The sequence below is a fragment of the Amphritea atlantica genome (genome assembly GCF_900111095.1).
GTDB lineage: Bacteria > Pseudomonadota > Gammaproteobacteria > Pseudomonadales > Balneatricaceae > Amphritea > Amphritea atlantica.
Window position 1 is genome coordinate 205971 of sequence record NZ_FOGB01000005.1, and the last position, 17028, is coordinate 222998.

17 protein-coding genes are annotated in these 17028 nt (G+C 53.4%); 12 read left to right on the forward strand and 5 right to left on the reverse strand.

Features of this window, described 5'->3' with window-relative positions; translation table 11 throughout:
• Nucleotides 1-41: 41 nt before the first annotated feature.
• From BMY09_RS10625 to yjgA, 12 genes are all read left to right on the forward strand, one after another.
• Nucleotides 42-1016: a KpsF/GutQ family sugar-phosphate isomerase gene (locus tag BMY09_RS10625; protein ID WP_091357673.1), complete on the forward strand. Its 975-nt coding sequence runs from the start codon at nucleotides 42-44 to the stop codon at nucleotides 1014-1016.
• On the forward strand, nucleotides 1016-1576 hold the full coding sequence (locus BMY09_RS10630; protein ID WP_175483510.1) for a KdsC family phosphatase: 561 nt from the start codon (nucleotides 1016-1018) through the stop codon (nucleotides 1574-1576). Before BMY09_RS10625 ends, BMY09_RS10630 begins: the two co-directional genes overlap by 1 nt.
• Nucleotides 1577-2146, forward strand: a complete 570-nt coding sequence (lptC, locus tag BMY09_RS10635; protein ID WP_091357676.1) for an LPS export ABC transporter periplasmic protein LptC — start codon at nucleotides 1577-1579, stop codon at nucleotides 2144-2146.
• Nucleotides 2136-2705, forward strand: a complete 570-nt coding sequence (gene lptA, locus BMY09_RS10640; RefSeq protein WP_091357679.1) for a lipopolysaccharide transport periplasmic protein LptA — start codon at nucleotides 2136-2138, stop codon at nucleotides 2703-2705. The genes lptC and lptA overlap by 11 nt, the downstream gene beginning before the upstream one ends.
• Nucleotides 2702-3427 (forward strand): LPS export ABC transporter ATP-binding protein, encoded by a 726-nt coding sequence (lptB, locus tag BMY09_RS10645; RefSeq protein WP_091357683.1) that lies wholly within the window; start codon nucleotides 2702-2704, stop codon nucleotides 3425-3427. The genes lptA and lptB overlap by 4 nt, the downstream gene beginning before the upstream one ends.
• A 19-nt stretch (nucleotides 3428-3446) precedes the next feature.
• Nucleotides 3447-4961 carry an RNA polymerase factor sigma-54 gene (locus BMY09_RS10650; RefSeq protein WP_091357686.1) on the forward strand — a complete coding sequence of 505 codons (1515 nt, stop codon included), beginning with the start codon at nucleotides 3447-3449 and terminating at the stop codon, nucleotides 4959-4961.
• 59 nt (nucleotides 4962-5020) lie between these two features.
• Complete coding sequence (gene hpf / locus BMY09_RS10655; RefSeq protein WP_091357689.1) at nucleotides 5021-5311, forward strand: ribosome hibernation promoting factor; 291 nt, start codon at nucleotides 5021-5023, stop codon at nucleotides 5309-5311.
• A gap of 9 nt (nucleotides 5312-5320) precedes the next feature.
• The gene (ptsN, locus tag BMY09_RS10660; protein ID WP_091357692.1) at nucleotides 5321-5779 is read left to right on the forward strand and encodes a PTS IIA-like nitrogen regulatory protein PtsN; all 459 of its coding nucleotides are present in this window, start codon (nucleotides 5321-5323) and stop codon (nucleotides 5777-5779) included.
• Nucleotides 5780-5784: 5 nt separating this feature from the next.
• The gene (gene rapZ / locus BMY09_RS10665; RefSeq protein WP_091357695.1) at nucleotides 5785-6642 is read left to right on the forward strand and encodes an RNase adapter RapZ; all 858 of its coding nucleotides are present in this window, start codon (nucleotides 5785-5787) and stop codon (nucleotides 6640-6642) included.
• A gap of 16 nt (nucleotides 6643-6658) precedes the next feature.
• On the forward strand, nucleotides 6659-6928 hold the full coding sequence (locus tag BMY09_RS10670; protein WP_091357698.1) for an HPr family phosphocarrier protein: 270 nt from the start codon (nucleotides 6659-6661) through the stop codon (nucleotides 6926-6928).
• Nucleotides 6929-7058: 130 nt separating this feature from the next.
• A complete protein-coding gene (gene mgtE, locus BMY09_RS10675) occupies nucleotides 7059-8408 on the forward strand; it encodes a magnesium transporter (RefSeq protein WP_091357700.1) in 1350 nt (449 codons plus the stop codon).
• A gap of 23 nt (nucleotides 8409-8431) precedes the next feature.
• Nucleotides 8432-8962: a ribosome biogenesis factor YjgA gene (gene yjgA, locus BMY09_RS10680; protein WP_091357703.1), complete on the forward strand. Its 531-nt coding sequence runs from the start codon at nucleotides 8432-8434 to the stop codon at nucleotides 8960-8962.
• Nucleotides 8963-9020: 58 nt separating this feature from the next.
• Here yjgA and BMY09_RS10685 read toward each other — a convergent pair whose 3' ends face one another.
• From BMY09_RS10685 to mreC, 5 genes are all read right to left on the reverse strand, one after another.
• Nucleotides 9021-13187 carry a YhdP family phospholipid transporter gene (locus tag BMY09_RS10685; protein WP_091357705.1) on the reverse strand — a complete coding sequence of 1389 codons (4167 nt, stop codon included), beginning with the start codon at nucleotides 13185-13187 and terminating at the stop codon, nucleotides 9021-9023.
• Between the two features lie 2 nt (nucleotides 13188-13189).
• Nucleotides 13190-14674 carry a ribonuclease G gene (gene rng, locus BMY09_RS10690; protein ID WP_091357708.1) on the reverse strand — a complete coding sequence of 495 codons (1485 nt, stop codon included), beginning with the start codon at nucleotides 14672-14674 and terminating at the stop codon, nucleotides 13190-13192.
• 195 nt (nucleotides 14675-14869) lie between these two features.
• The gene (locus BMY09_RS10695) at nucleotides 14870-15556 is read right to left on the reverse strand and encodes a Maf family protein (RefSeq protein ID WP_091357711.1); all 687 of its coding nucleotides are present in this window, start codon (nucleotides 15554-15556) and stop codon (nucleotides 14870-14872) included.
• Between the two features lie 16 nt (nucleotides 15557-15572).
• Nucleotides 15573-16061 (reverse strand): rod shape-determining protein MreD, encoded by a 489-nt coding sequence (gene mreD / locus BMY09_RS10700; protein WP_091357713.1) that lies wholly within the window; start codon nucleotides 16059-16061, stop codon nucleotides 15573-15575.
• Nucleotides 16054-17010, reverse strand: a complete 957-nt coding sequence (gene mreC / locus BMY09_RS10705; RefSeq protein WP_261832947.1) for a rod shape-determining protein MreC — start codon at nucleotides 17008-17010, stop codon at nucleotides 16054-16056. Before mreC ends, mreD begins: the two co-directional genes overlap by 8 nt.
• Nucleotides 17011-17028: the final 18 nt, after the last annotated feature.

The window sequence follows — 17028 nt, forward strand, 5'->3', positions numbered from 1 at the left end:
TGTCCCTGGCGCAATGAACACAGAGCGGTAACCATAGCACTATGAATAACGAACTGGACTTTTTAGCATCCGCCAAACGCACCATAGAGATGGAACGGGATGCCGTAAATGACCTGCTCACCTACCTCGATGGTGACTTTGAAAAGGCCTGTAAACTGGCGTTGGAATGCAAAGGCCGGGTGATCGTTACCGGAATGGGCAAAAGCGGCCATATCGGCCATAAAATCGCTGCCACACTGGCCTCCACCGGCACGCCCTCCTTCTTCGTGCATCCGGGAGAAGCCAGCCACGGTGATCTGGGGATGATCACACGATCAGACGTTGTGATTGCGCTGTCGAATTCAGGGGAAACCAATGAGGTGCTTGCGATACTGCCCCTTATCAAGCGGATGAAGGCCCCTCTGATCAGCATCACCGGCAACCCACAATCGACCCTGTCCCGTAGCGCTGATGCCAACCTGAATGTCACCATCAGCCAGGAAGCCTGCCCCCTGGGCCTGGCTCCTACTTCAAGCACCACAGCCACACTGGTTATAGGAGACGCACTGGCCATCGCTCTGCTGGAAGCCCGCGGTTTCAGCGCTGAAGATTTTGCCTTTTCGCACCCCGGTGGAAGTCTGGGGCGCCGCCTGCTGCTGAAAGTTTCAGATATCATGCACAGCGGCGATGATATTCCCAGAGTCAGTGATTCCACCATGCTCAATGACGCCCTGCTGGAAGTTACCCGTAAACGACTGGGCATGACGACTGTCATCAACCGGGACGGAGTTCTTCAGGGAGTCTTTACCGATGGTGACCTGCGCCGTACCCTTGACCATGATGTGGATATGAAAAACACCCCCATCACTGAAGTAATGACAACCCAGTGCACCACGGTCACCAGTGACATTCTGGCAGCCGAAGCGCTGCAGATCATGCAGGAAAAACAGATCAATGCCCTGATCGTGCTCGATACCGAACGACACCCGGTCGGCGCCCTGAACATGCACGACATGCTTAAAGCAGGAGTTATCTGATGCCTGCAACCTTTACGGACAAATTGACTCAGGGGCTGAGCGAAGCGCTGATTGAGCAACTAAAGCAGATCAGACTGGCGGTCTTTGATGTTGATGGCGTACTCACCGATGGCAAACTGAATTTTCTCGCTGACGGCACTGAGGTAAAAAACTTCAACACTCTGGATGGCCTGGGTATTAAGCTACTCGCCCAGGCAGGCATCAAAAGCGCCATTATCACCGGGCGCCGCTCACCTCAGGTAGAGCGGCGCGCCGAAGCGCTGAGCATTGATTACCTCTATCAGGGACGGGAAGATAAACTCACCGCCCTGCAGGAGCTCTGGCAAGACACCGGTTTCAGCGCCGCACAGACCGCTTATATTGGTGATGATCTGCCTGACCTGGCAGCGATTCGCGCCGTCGCCTTTGGGGCGACGGTTAATGGTGGCCACCAGTTTGTTGCCGCACACGCTGACTGGTGCACCAGCCGGACTGCCGGCAAAGGTGCAGGGCGGGAGTTTTGCGAAACCATATTAGCAGGCCAGGGCAAGCTTGAAGCCCTGTATCGTGAGTACCTCTGAATGCTGACCGGACGCGCACGACTGGCCGCCGCGGCCGCCATCCTGATTCCCGCCGTTATCTATCTGGGTATGGATAGTGAACGCCGCCCAGACCGGCTAAAGAAAGAGCCCAATCCTGCCTACCAGTTGGCTGATTACTACATTGTTAATGGCCAGATCAGGGACTATGGCAGCACCGGCATATTGCAACAACAGCTGAAGTCCACTCAGTTGGAGCACCAGCCTGGTTTGCAGCAAACCGTGGTAACCAATCCCGAGATGCTGATCTATAACGCCCACCAGCCCAACCGCAGCGTCAGCAGCCTGAAAGGGATCATCAGCGACAGCGATGATGAAGTTATTCTCGATGGCCAGGTGGTGTTTCAGGATAACGCAGGCACGGAGATGGCAACCACCCTGCAAACTGAATCCTTAACCATCCTGCCACAGCAAAATCTGGCCCGCACAGATGCCCGGGTGGTTATTTCAAACAGCTCCGGCACAACCACCAGTGTTGGCATGACAATAAACACCGACAGTGGCATTCTTAACCTCCTGTCTGAAGTAACCGGGGTATATCATGTTGATTAACAGTCTGACCAAAGCCTTGTGCGCAATGCTGATAAGCTGGCAGCCTATGGCGATGGCCCTGCCTGAAGACGCCCGCCAGCCGATTCACATTACCGCGGATAGTGCCACTCGCAATGATCAGACCGGTATCACACTGTATAAAGGCGATGTCCTGTTAACCCAGGGAAGCATGAAAGTGACCGGTGACAGCATTGAGCTGAGACAGTCAGGCAGAAGTGTCACCAGCATCATCGCCAAAGGCGGTCCGGCAGAGTTCCAGCAACGCCCCGCCGCCAACAAAGAAGTAACTCATGCATACGGAGAAGTTCTGCATTACAATATTCGTACCAAAGAGCTGGAAATCACCGGCCAGGCTAAAGTTTCTCAGGGTAGCGATAGTTTCAGCGGCAACCGGATTATCTATGATATGAACAAAAGCACAGTCAATGCATTCAGTGATAACAGTGCCAACGGACAGCGGGTGCAGATGATTATCCAGCCCAAAGCCCCAGATCAGGAGCCGGCTCAGGATAACACGCCGGCATCTGAAGCGACCTCCGGGGATCTCAATAACCAATGAGTCGATTAGAAGCACTGAACCTGGCAAAAAGTTATAAGGGCCGCGCGGTTGTAAAAGATGTATCCATGAGTATCGACAGCGGCCAGATTGTCGGCCTGCTGGGACCTAACGGGGCCGGAAAAACCACCTGTTTTTATATGATTGTAGGGCTGGTTGATGCAGACCAGGGACGGATTAAAATTGACCACCAGGATCTGACCCGGGAACCGATGCACGGCAGAGCCCGAAAAGGGATTGGGTATCTGCCCCAGGAAGCATCCATTTTCCGCAAACTCAGCGTCCATGATAATCTGATGGCGATTCTGGAAACCCGTAAAGAGCTGAACCGCCAGCAGCGCAGACAGAAAATGGAAGAACTGCTTGAAGAGTTTCATATTACTCATCTGAGCAAAAGCCCGGGGATGAGTCTATCAGGCGGTGAAAGACGCCGGGTAGAAATAGCGCGGGCGCTGGCAACAGAACCGACATTCATCCTGCTGGATGAACCCTTTGCCGGTGTCGATCCGATCTCTGTCAGTGATATTAAACAAACGGTCAAACATCTGCAAAGCAAGGGAATCGGGGTACTGATCACCGATCATAATGTTCGCGAAACGCTGGATATCTGCGAACAGGCATACATTGTTAGTGAGGGTTATATTCTTGCCGAAGGAACGCCAGAGGATATACTTGCGAACCAACAGGTCAGGGAAGCCTATCTGGGTGAGCAATTCAGGCTGTAACAGGTAAAAGCGACTTTCTATGAAACAAGCGTTACAACTAAAAATGGGTCAGCACCTGACCATGACTCCACAACTGCAGCAGGCGATACGCTTACTGCAGCTTTCTACGCTTGATCTGCAACAGGAGATACAGGAGGCTCTCGAATCTAATCCGATGCTGGAAGTCAGTGAGGATGACACTACCACTGACAGCAGCTCGGAGCAGGATGCCGCTGATGCTGAAGTCAGCAACCATGAATCGGTATCGGCAACCGCCAAAACGGCTGAGTCAGAAGAGATCCAGGCCGCTGACAGTGACTGGAACGACGACATCCCCAATGAGCTGTCAACAGATAGCAACTGGGAAGATACCTTTCAGACCGCTTCCGGCTCTTCATCTTCCTCCTCTCATGATTTCTCCGATATGGAGATGGAGTCCAATGATACCGCCGACGAAACTCTGCAGGACCATCTTAACTGGCAGTTGAATCTGACCCCCATGAGCGATGTGGATCAGTTGATTGCCACCAACATTATCGATGGCATCGATGTTGATGGCTACCTGACCGTTGAGCTGGAATCGATTCTCGAACATTTCAACAGTCAGGAAGATGAACAACTAAGCTCTATTGAACTGGATGAGATTGAGGCAGTGTTACGCCGGATTCAACAGTTTGATCCTCCCGGCGTTGCCGCCCGCGACCTGAGTGAATGTCTGGCTATTCAGTTGCAGCAACTTCCTGAAGACACCGAATACCGCGCTGAAGCCCTGAAGGTAGTCACTCAGTATATCCACCTGCTGGGAAGCCATGACTATAAACAGTTGATGCGTAAAGCCCGCATCAGGGAACCACAGCTACTACAGGCAATCGCCCTGATCAGGACACTGAACCCCAAACCGGGTTCTATCATCACCAGCTCGCAAGCCGAATATGTCATTCCCGATGTGCTGGTGTACAAAGAAAAGGGGATCTGGCAGGTCACACTCAATCCGGAAGTGGCACCTAAACTGCGTATCAATGACAGTTACGCAGATCTGATCCGGCGCGCCGACAACAGTCCCGACAACACCTATCTGAAAAACCACCTGCAGGAGGCCCGCTGGTTTATTAAAAGCCTGCTGAGTCGCAACGACACCCTGATGAAAGTTGCACGGGAGATTGTCACCCGCCAGGAGGCGTTTCTGGAACATGGCGAAGAGGCGATGCGGCCGATGGTGTTGCACGACATTGCTGAAGCGGTTGAGATGCATGAATCAACCATCTCCCGGGTCACCACACAGAAGTATATGCATACCCCCAGAGGGATTTTTGAGCTGAAGTATTTCTTCTCCAGCCATGTTACTACGGTGAATGGCGGAACCTGCTCATCCACCGCGATCAGAGCGCTGATCAAAAAACTTGTGAGCGCCGAAAACCCCGTTAAACCCTTAAGCGACAACAAAATTGCTCAGCTGCTTGAGGATCAGGGGATCAACGTTGCACGCAGAACCATTGCAAAATACCGCGAATCGCTTAGCATTCCACCTTCTAATGAACGCAAGCGTCTGGTTTAATGGCTTAATATTTACGGGAACCGGCTATCACACCGGTACAACAACACTAGGAGATTACCATGCAGATCAATATTACGGGTCACCACGTTGAACTGACAGATTCACTGAACGACTATGTTCAGACCAAATTTGAGAAACTTGAGCGTCATTTCGACAATATCACCAATGCACAGGTAACTTTAAGCGTAGAGAAAACCCGCCAGAAAGCGGAAGGCGATGTACATGTAGCCGGTGGACAGCTGTTCGCGTCTGATGAGCAGGAAGATATGTACGCGGCGATTGATGGCCTGATTGACAAGCTTGACCGTCAGATCATCAAACACAAAGAAAAGATGAAAACCCACAAGTAACTATCAGACATGCTAATTTCCGAATTATTAGCGCCCTCCGGAGCACTCTGTGCTCTGGAGGGAGGAAGCAAAAAACGTATCCTCGAAATTGCCAGCCAGGAGATTGTAAAACTCCATCCGGGACTGGAAGCCGAAACCATTTTTGCCGGTCTGTTAGGTCGGGAGAGACTGGGCAGTACCGGTATCGGTGACGGCGTGGCAATTCCTCACTGCCGCCTGGATGAGTGTCAAAAGGCCACCGCCTTGCTGATTCAGCTGATCGAACCCATCGACTTTGATGCGGTGGATGGTAAACCAGTCGACCTGCTGTTTGTCCTGCTGGTCCCCTCTGAGGCCTGTGATCAGCACTTGCAAACACTGGCCAGACTCGCCGAATTATTCAGTCAGGCCAGGGTTCGCGAAAAACTGCGCAGCGCCACCACAGCAGAAGCGCTTTACAACGCCATGACCGAATCAAGCCAGGAATAAACCGGATGAAGCTGATCATCATCAGTGGACGCTCAGGCTCAGGTAAATCCACCGCTCTGCAGGCACTGGAAGATGTTGGCTTCTACTGTATCGATAACCTTCCGGCACCATTATTGCCAGATCTGGTCAATCAGATACTCCGCGATCCGGATCACCCTAATAAGCTCGCCGTCAGTATCGACGCCCGCAACCAGCACAGTAATCTGAAACAGTTTCCGGACATCTATAAACGTCTGCGTGAAACCCATGGACTGGATTGCGAAGTCATCTATCTCGACAGCTCAGAAACTACCCTGTTACAGCGTTACAGCGCCACCCGCCGCAAACACCCGCTGTCGGATGACTCACAGGGACTGCAACAGGCAATCAGCTATGAAAAACAGTTATTAGAGCCGGTCTCAGATCTGGCGGCGATCCGCATCGATACCACCCGTCTGTCGCTCTATGAACTGAGAGACAGCATCAAACTGAGGGTTGCCCGGCGCCAGGAGCAGGAGCTTTCGCTGCAGTTCGAATCTTTCGGCTACAAGCATGGCATCCCTCTTGATGTTGATTTCACCTTTGACGTACGCTGCCTGCCAAACCCCTACTGGGTCCCTGAATTGCGCGGATATACCGGCCAGGAACAGCCAGTTATTGAGTTTCTGCAGCAACAGCCTGAAGTACAGCAGATGCTGGCCGATATTACCGGTTTCCTGGAAAAATGGCTGCCTCTGTTTGAAAAAAATAACCGTAGTTATATCACCGTAGGTATAGGCTGCACCGGTGGCCAGCACCGCTCGGTATTTATCAGTGAACGTCTTGCTGGCCATTTCCGGGCAACTATGGATAATGTCCAGATTAGACATAGAGAGCTCAATTGACCAAGGATATTAACCGATGCTGGAAAAACAGATCACCATCATCAACAAGCTGGGATTGCACGCCCGGGCCGCCGCTAAACTGATCAATGTGACCAGCTCATTCTCGTCAGAGATCCAACTCACCAAGGATGGCCGTCAAGTCGACGGCAAAAGTATTATGTCAGTCATGATGCTGGCCGCCAGTAAAGGCACTGAACTGACGATCACCACCTCGGGGGAAGATGAACAACAAGCGATGGATGCCATCGAATTGCTGATCAATAACCGGTTTGACGAAGAAGAATAACCGCCGCACCCTATTCCTTTAAAACCAATACGCTATAATGCCTCACAAATGAATATGACGCGGTAATTCCGGTCATTACTGTCCGCCTGTAAGGCATTCTGTCTCTATCTGTCTGACCGGGGGTCCGGCCATGAACGCCAGCACAAATGAGAGCGAACTGGATAAGCTGAATACAGCCCTCGAAGAGGGGGCCTTCAGACAGATACGCTATACCCTGAATAAAACCCTGCGCCCCTCTGAAGTTGCGCATCTGATAGAGAAATCGCCACCGAAAGAGCGACGTCTGCTATGGAGCCTGATCCATAAAGATATTGAGGCGGACGTGCTGCAGGAGCTGGGGGACGACGTAAAGTCTGAAATCCTCAGCAAGATGAATACCTCTGAAGTTCTGGCGATCTCTGAAGCGCTGGAAACCGATGATCTGGCCGATATGATGCAGCAACTGCCGGAAACGGTGATGCATGAGCTGCTTAGGTCGATGGATCACCAGAACCGGGAGCGACTGGAGAAAATACTCTCCTACCCGGAAGATACCGCCGGCGGTCTGATGAATACCGATACCATCACCATCCGGCCGGATATCACCATTGAAGCGGCACTGCGTTACCTGCGTCGTCACGCTGAACTGCCGGATATGACTGACTCACTGTTTGTCGTCAGCCGTAAAGACACCTATATCGGCAGTCTGCCGCTCACCCGCATGCTGGTCAGTGACCCTTCCAGCACGGTAAGGGAGATGATGGTGACCGACAAGCCCCCTATCCCGGCGGATATGGAAGATACCCAGGTGGCGAAGCTGTTTGAGCAGGAAGACCTGGTGTCTGCGCCGGTTGTCGATGAAGAGGGGCAACTGCTGGGACGGATCACAATCGATGACGTGGTCGACGTTATCCGGGAGGATGCTGATCACTCACTGATGAGCATGGCGGGTCTGGACGAAGATGAGGATACCTTCGCACCGATCATGAAAACCACCCGGCGTCGGGCGGTATGGCTGGGGATCAATCTGATTACAGCGTTTCTTGCCTCCGCAGTGATCGGTCTGTTTGAAGAGACCATCGGCAAGGTGGTCGCGCTGGCGGTGCTGATGCCGATTGTTGCCAGTATGGGAGGCATTGCCGGCAGTCAGGTACTAACTCTGATGATCCGTGGACAGGCGCTGGGACATGTTGAACGCTCTAATGCTGGCTGGCTGTTAAACCGGGAAATGGTGGTTGGCGCTCTCAATGGTATACTCTGGGCGCTGGTTGTTGCCGTCATCGCCATCATCTGGTTTCAGGACCTGACCATCGGCATCATTATCGCCTGTGCTATTATTATTAACCTGTTCGCAGCGGCCCTGGCTGGTACCATGTTACCCATAGTTCTGAAAGCTTGGGGGATTGATCCGGCCCTGGCCGGCAGCGTTTTGTTAACCACGATTACCGATGTAGTCGGTTTTTTTGCATTCCTCGGTCTGGCAACTTTTTTCTATAGCTAGAGCCGACCACATAAGAGATCTATATGAGTCAGAATGACGATTTTCTCCCTGGCGACGACCACGAATTTGATGAAGAGTGGATATCAAAAACCCGCCGCAAGCGGGAGATGGAAGAGCTGCAGGCACTGGGAGCACGACTGCCTGAATTAAATAAAGAGCAGCTATCCAAGGTGCCGATGAGCGATGTCCTGCGGGCGGCGGTGGAAGAGGCGCAACGCCTGCAGCCCCGGTCAGAGGCGATCAGACGGCAGTTGCAGTATATCGGCCGACTGATGCGGGCTGAAGATGCCGATGAAATTCAAACGGCTATCGACCGCTTTGAAGCCGGTAAACAGGCTCATCTACAGGTGTTTCATAAGCTGGAACGCTGGCGTGATCGCCTCATTCTGGGCGACAATACCGATCTGGAAGCCTACCTGGAGGAGGATTCCGGTGCGGATATCCAGCACCTCCGTCAGTTGATCCGTAACGCGAAGAAAGAAGCCAGCCTCGATAAGCCACCGACCACCTCGAGAAAACTATTTAAATATCTGCGGGAAAGAGCGGGTGTATAGTCCCGAAGAGTAAGGCGGTAGCGTAGCGGTACCGGGCCCTGCGCCCCCTATTTAAGACCTATTTGAGATTGGTCGCCTCTCTGGCGGCCTCAGGCTTCTGCAGCAGTTCGACTTTCGGATCGCTCCAGTCCCCCTCCATCGTGTAAGTCACGGTGGCAAACTCTTTTTTAACCTCATCCCCGATCAGCTTATCCAGCAGAAATGCCAGTCCGGCGATCTGCGGTGCGCCCAACAACACGGCCGCCAGAGGTATGTTATCGGTTACCGGCAGTGTCACTGCCATCTGCTGATTCACTGTTTCGTTTACCAGGTCGATATCGCCACTCATCGCCATATCAACAGAAGGCCCACGCATCACAAAAGGTTCATTGGTCGACGCCACACCATCCGCCATGCGGTAATTCCCTTCCATCCGGTCAAAACTGACACCTTTGGCAAACAGATCAGCGAAATCCAGCTTCAGACGCCGTCCCAGCGCATTCATATTGAGAATACCAAACACCCGCAATATCCCGGTACCACTACCGGCCTCAATTAAGCGCCCATTGCGGGCGACAAACTTCAGACTGCCATCGGAACTGGCAAGCGCATATTCCCATGGAGCACCCGGCCATTGAAGCTGCAGATCAGCCTCGGTTTTTTCCGTTTCCAACACTTTGGCAAATCCGGCACTTTTCAGTGCCCGGCCGAGGTCCCTGGCTTCAATTCTGAGCGTCATCTCGCTTTGACTCGGCTTGCCCGGCCGCCAGACGATATCACCCCGGGCGCTGAGGTCTGTTAGCTGACCCACAATATTCTCGATATAGGTGTTATCGCCCCGGTTTCGCAGATTAAAACGCCAGTCTCCCCAGCGCTTCTCCTTCACAATCAGATCGCGAATATCGATATCCAGATCGGGCAACACCCCCGGCTGAATGGCGGCAACAACCTGCTCCGGAATTAATACTGCCTGTTGATCCTCAGCCTCTGCTCGCTGCGAGAGCAGTGCGTCAAGATTGAGCCGTTCAAACAGCAATTGCGGCGCAATCGCAGCACTATCCGGGACCGTCACCTGCAACTGAAGGTCGGCTCCCGAGACCCCTACACCCCAGCTGTCAGCACGACGATTGAGCGACAGCCTGGCATCCTTCATCTGCAGATCAGAATATCTCAGTTCCGACACATCGACGCCCCCCTGCACCGCAATCATCTGCCGTTGACTATCCCTGGCAACGGCTGAGGCAGAGGCAGAAGCAGAGCCGGTCATAATACCTGCCCGTTGTAGCATGGTATTCAGTTGTTCATAGTCCAGCCGGTTAAGACGGCCTGTGATCTCCAACCCCTCATAAGCGGTTGGTCGTGCATCCCCCATACCCAATACCAGTTGTCCCCGGCTAAACCGCCCCTGCTCAAGTTGCAGCCAGACGCTCAGCTGATCACCGGCTTTGATATTAAAGGTTTGAGGTGACTCAAAATCGGCGCGTAACAGAAAGGGTAAAGCCTCTCCCGGAGGTTTACTGTAGGGAGGAATGAGCTCGAGGGCTACCTGTTTCAGGTCTGACCGCACCGTCAGCCCGGAGCAATCTGCACGGATACAGATATCCAGATCGGCTTCATAGGGCTGATCTCCCTGAGCCACCGCCAGCATATCGATACCGCTCCACTCTCTCAACCGGGCCATCGTAATCGATGATTTTAACCCCACCGTAATTCTCTCAGCCTGCTTTTTCCCGGTTGTTTCAATCGATGCACTCAGTGGATGATCAAAAAACCTCCCCGTCAGCGACTTCGCATACAACCCGGCATCATTCTGATAGCCGATACGCCCCGCCAGTTTACTGATAGTCAGATCACGGCTTGCAGATACCAGTTTCAGGTCAGAAAAATCGCTGCTGACATCAACGGCCGGTTCCCCCCCATTCAAGGGGATCGTAAGCTTCAGACGGGTCTCAGCCGCACCACTGAGCTGCCAGCTCTGCAACTCATCGTTGCCGGCGCCCAGCACAGGGCTTTCCAGCAGGGTTTTGCCAATATCCGCGCTGTCGCCATTAACCGCGGCAATCAGATGCAGATCATGAGACGCAGGCGGCAGATAGACCCAGCCATGCTCTATTTTGCTATCCTGGATCAGCCCGTCACTGACGCTGATCGCCAGCCCCTGATCCCGCAGCAGTAACGAGGCATCGGCTGCACGGACTGCCGGCCAGCCAGGTTGATAATCCACCTCAGCCCCGGCTATATCCATAAACATCTGCACGGTCGGTGGCTGACGCGAGGGGATACTGCGGGTTCCGGTATGCAGCACAAATCCCCCCTGCTTCAACTGCCCCTGTTTAACAGACTGAACCACCCACTGTTTAATCCCCGGATCGATATCATGGTCTGGGATCAGTTCAGGCGCCAGACTGCCATCTGAGTTTGTTACGCCGATCAGCAGCGTCAGCTCACTCTGAATATCATGCTCCAGTGGCAGATAGAGACTCCATCGGCCACTGGCATTGATACCTGGTTTATGCAGTGTGACATGCTCACTACTCAGGTGCAGGGTATTGTTTGCCAGACTGATATGGGTGGTGCCGCGAGCGCTAGTGAACTCCCAGCCCTGATCAAACACCTCTGGAAAGTGTAGCCCCATCCGATCACTCTCCAGATCGATTCGCCCCTGTAAGCCCTCCTGCCCATGCTCCAGTTGCAGCAGTCCCGTCACTCCGGACATAGCCGGAGCACCGTACGCAGCGTTAAAGGCGACATCCTCAAGATCCCCTTGCAGGCTCAGCTGAGTCCAGTCCTGTGCCTTATCGTCAGGAGAAGCTTTCGTCTGCGGCTCTGTCAGCGCCTCCTCCTGCGTCACGATCACTGCTGTTTCCGGAGTACCGGTTTCAGCATTCAGGGTGACTGTACTTTGAGGGGCTGTACTTTGAGTGACGGTACCTTGCGAGACTGTCCTCTGGATTGCAGAACCCTGAGCGTCAACCAGCGGCGTTGCCGGGTTATTAACCCCAGAGCTATCCGGCTTGTCACCCTCTGAATCAGCATCCGCCGTTAGCGCCGATGGGGGTATGGGCCACTCAACCACCAGGTTACGGATTACTCCGGTCGGAGCAACCTCGTCCAGCACCGCTTTAAGAGGTTCCGACAGGAACGGCTGTTTGCCGATAAACTGACCGGCTGCAGTAATATCAAACTCCGCCAGCGCCAGCGAAGCGATCCGCCCCTGCTGACGGTTAACCACCAACTGCGGGAACGCCAGTGGCTGGTCATTAATCAGGGCGGAAAAGTCATCGATCTGCAACTGGAAGTTACGCCGCTCAGGCTGTAACAGAGCAAAGCGGGTGGTCAGGTCCTTTATCGACAGTTCAGGCATCGCCTGTTGCGCGGTGAGCAGCTGTAACCGTCCGGTATCGAGACCGCCAAACACCCGGGTAAGACGCCCTTCAGACCAATTCCCCCAGATCTCAGCTGCCAGTTCCAGTTGCTCAAGTGTCTCAGGTACCGGAAACAACTCCCGGGCAGCATCCAGCAGCGGAGTATCAACCCCTGCCAGTTTCAGATAAAAATCAAAGTTGGTGGTTTTCGGATCAAACTGATAGCTGTCCGATTCAATTCGTAGCGTGGCTGCTGCCTGGCGTTGCTCAAACGTCACCTGCAGTTCCCCGGCGAAATGGTGCTGGCGGCGACTGTTTTCCAGGTTAAACCGTTCACTCTGCAGCAACAGCTGTTTACCCGATGGCAGCGTCAGATCAACCTGAGTATCGTAAAAAAATATATGTGGCTGCAACCAGAGAGCTGCCAGGGGATCTGTGGCGGAATCTGACGCTGCAGAGCTTGCGTCGGTCGTCGCCGGATGAGGCCAGCGAACCAGTTTTACCTGCGTATGCAGCGACCAGATCTCCACCTTGCTGAGCACCGGCTGCCACTTGAGCAGACTACTGACAGGATTGAGCCCCAGCACCAGTTGTCCCAGTTCGATCCGACCAATATTGTGGGAACGATGATCGGCAATCACCACATTCTGCAACAACAGCCGGGGAAAACGGCCCTCCCAACTGGCATTAATTTCGCCAATAGTGACTTCGGTGTGCAAGCGACCACTCAGGTACTGTTCGATATCTGTGCGGTAATCCCAGACCCCGGGCAGAAGCTGTCTGACAACAACGGTTAACAGAGCGATCGTCAGGATGACGATAACCAGGACCCAGCCCAGCCAGCGATTTAACGCCCTTAATATCCGCCCGATAGATGACACAACTATTTCAGCACCACATCATACTGTTCCGGGCCATACATCGGTTCGACCTGAAAACGGATTGTTTTAGAGATGAAAGCCTCAAGTTCAGCCACGTGGTCGGAAAGCTCGTCCAGCAACATCGACACCACCTTGTCTGACGCCAGCACCAGATAGGAGTCGGTCTCATAAGCACGGTGCTGTCGCAGAATCTCTCTGAATATTTCATAGCAGACGGTTTCCGGTGTTTTCACCGACCCCCGTCCCTGACAATGTTCGCAGGGCTCACAGAGAATATGCTCGAGACTCTCCCGGGTCCGCTTGCGGGTCATCTCCACCAGCCCCAGCTCCGACACCCCGGTCACCTTGCACTTCACATGGTCCTTTTCCAGCACCCGTTCCAGAGTGCGTAACACCTGACGCTGATGGTCTTCATCCAGCATATCGATAAAGTCGATAATAATGATGCCGCCCAGGTTTCTCAGCCGCAGCTGACGACCGATCGCCGTAGCCGCTTCCAGATTGGTTTTAAAGATGGTCTCTTCCAGATTACGGTGTCCGACATAGGCCCCGGTGTTAATATCCACCGTAGTCATCGCTTCGGTCTGGTCAAAAATCAGATAGCCGCCGGACTTCAGTTCAACTTTGCGGCCCAGCGCTTTCTGAATCTCCTCCTCAATATTATAGAGGTCAAAGATAGGCCGTTCACCAGGATAGTATTCGAGGATGCCGCTGATCTCGGGCACCAGCGCCTCAGCAAACTGCTGAGAGCGTTGAAAGGTCTCTTTTGAGTCGACCCGGATACGCTCGATTCCGGCATGGGCCATATCCCGTAACGCCCGCATATTCAGGGGCAGGTCTTCATAGATACAGGAGGGTGCATTATACTCTTCAACTTTACGGGAGATCGATTCCCACAGACGGCAGAGAAACAGAATATCCTGCTTCAGTTCAGCTTCTGAAACCCCTTCTGAGACGGTTCGCAGGATAAAGCCCCCCACGCTGGCGTTCTGATCGCCCATCCCGGCCACCACCTCTTCAACCGCTTTACGCAGCCGCTCCCGCTCTTCACTGTCTTCAATCCGCTGAGAGATACCGATATGCTCATTGCCCGGCATATAAACCAGATATCGCGAGGGTATCGAGAGATTGGTGGTCAGGCGGGCGCCTTTGGTACCGAGAGGATCTTTGGTAACCTGAACAATCAGAGACTGTCCCTCACGCAGCAAACGATTGATGGTCAGGTTGCTTTTCCCATTGCCACCATTGCTTTCATCTTCGGGATGCTGCAACTCGTCCACATGGATAAACGCGGCCCGTTCGAGGCCAATATCAACAAATGCAGCCTGCATTCCAGGCAGTACCCGCACCACCTTACCTTTATAAATATTACCGACTATGCCCCGGCGCTCCGCCCGTTCAACATAGATTTCCTGTGGCATACCATTTTCAATAACAGCAACACGGGTCTCTATGGGGGTAAAGTTAATCAGTATCTCTTCGCTCATAATCCATCCCTAGGCGACCCTATCAACAGGCACCATCAGTCATCTCTGGTACTGTACCCTGAACCTGCAAGTACCCTTATCGTCATGAATTTAACAACACACCAATCCAGATACCCGCACAGAAAGCACACAGAACGCTTACCTTAAGAAGTAACAGACAGCACTCATATGATCAGAGCCAGCAGAGGCTGATCTCTACTGCCATACCGGGATACCAAATTTTTCCAGCAGCGCTGCCGTTTCTGCCAGTGGCAGGCCTACCACGGCCGAGTAACTGCCATTAATACTAGCAACAAAAACCGCGCCTAACCCCTGAATACCATATGCCCCGGCCTTGTCACAGGGTTCGCCGGTATCCCAGTAGCGCTCGCACTGAGTCAGACTCAATGTTCGGAACTCTACCTCTGTAGTGACTACCTGAGAGAGAATTCGTTCCCGGTTTGTTACTGCTACCGCCGTCATAACCCGATGCCGGGAACCTGACAGTTGCTGCAACATAACCAACGCATCTTCCCGGTTAACCGGCTTACCCAGGATCATACCATCACTGACGACTACCGTGTCGGCCCCCAGCACTATCGCTCCCTCTGCGGCTTCGGCCAACCCTGCGCAAGCTTTCTCCCGGGCAAGCCGGGCAACAAACTCCTGCGGCAGTTCACCTGGCCGGACAACCTCGGGGATATCAACCGGCCTGACACTACAACTCACACCAATCTGCTGCAGCAACTCTGACCGCCGCGGTGAAGCAGATGCAAGCACCAACTGAGGGGGATGGTTAGTCAAGGCGCCATTTAAAACGTCACCGCATTCGGAAGTGCCGTCGTCAGCAGCCGTATTTTTAATCTCAGCAACCTTAGTATCCGGGTAATCAGAATCAGTCATAGCAAGTATCACCAGCTCAGGACACCCTGAAAGTCCGGCGTAACCCTCTCAGAACAACAAACAGCCAGGGCCACAAAACAGCGCTCATCAGGGCTGGCAGCAGAAAGATCAGGCTGTCGCTGCGAGTTCCCATAAAGCTGTGAACCCAGTTAAAGATCAACTGATTTATGCCCACCAGCACCATCACCATCACCGCTTGCTGCACCAGAGGGAACATCCGCAACCGTTTATATAATAGCAATGTCAGGTAAGCGATAATCAGCAGTGACAGCATATTCAACCCCATCGGGCTGCCCTTGATCAGATCAAGTCCCAGCCCCACCAGGGCAGCAGTCCCCAGTCCCACCCGTTCCGGCAGCGCCATCACCCAGTAGATAAGAATCATCGCTACCCACTCAGGCCGGAACCACTCGGCAAATTGCGGCAGGGGCATCTGGCTGAGCATATAGCCCACCAGAAAGGTGGCCAGGATAATCGATCCGCCACCGCCTCCCTGATTATTCACCCTCACTCTCCTGCACGTCGATACCGGCCTGCTGAGGCTTTAGTTTCTCAGTGTGTAACGGTTTATCTTCGGGAGGCAGCTCCGGCGCTTGCGGCATATCTACCAGCAAGATATGGCGACTCTTATTCAGCATGGCGGCGGGTTCCGCTTTGACCAGCGCAAACGGCTCACCCGGATCTCTTTGTACACTGACCACCTTAGCGACCGGATAGCCCCGCGGGAAACGTCCACCCAGCCCGGAAGACACCAGCAGGTCGCCTTCACGAATATCGGCGGTATCAGGCACATGCACCAGCTCAAGCTGATTCACAGAACCATTTCCCAGCGCAATGGAGCGAAAACCATTGCGATTGACCTCAACCGGGATGGCGTGTCGCGAATCGGTGATCAGCATCGCCCGGCTGGTATAGTGACTCACCTCAACTACCTGTCCCATAATACCACCGGAATCCAGCACCGCCTGACCAACATAGGCATGATCTTCTGAACCCCGGTTAAGGATAATCTGATGTTGAAATGGATCCGGATTGACACCAATCAGCTCGGTGAGGAAAACATCCTGTTCGAGTCGCTGACGACCATTGAGCAACTCCCGCAGGCGAACATTCTCTGCGGTGAGCGCAGACACCTGCTGCACCCGCTGCTTTAACAGCAGGGCCTCCTGGCGCAAACGGCGGTTTTCATCGGCCAGCTGGCTACGGGTCACCAGAACATCACTAAGATCATCAGCCACCTGCGCAGGCGTATCAACAATCCATTGCAGTGGCGTGATCAACAGCGACAGGTAGGAACGAGTCTGATGCATACTGGCCCATTTAAGGTCCAGTACAATCAGCACCAGCGATAACAGTAACAGAACGACAAAACGGGCCCGTAAGGACCCGTTGCTAAATATACTAGCGATGGAACACCTCCAGCCGGAACTGCTCCATCTGAGCGGGTAAATCAACCATTCAGATCATTCAGA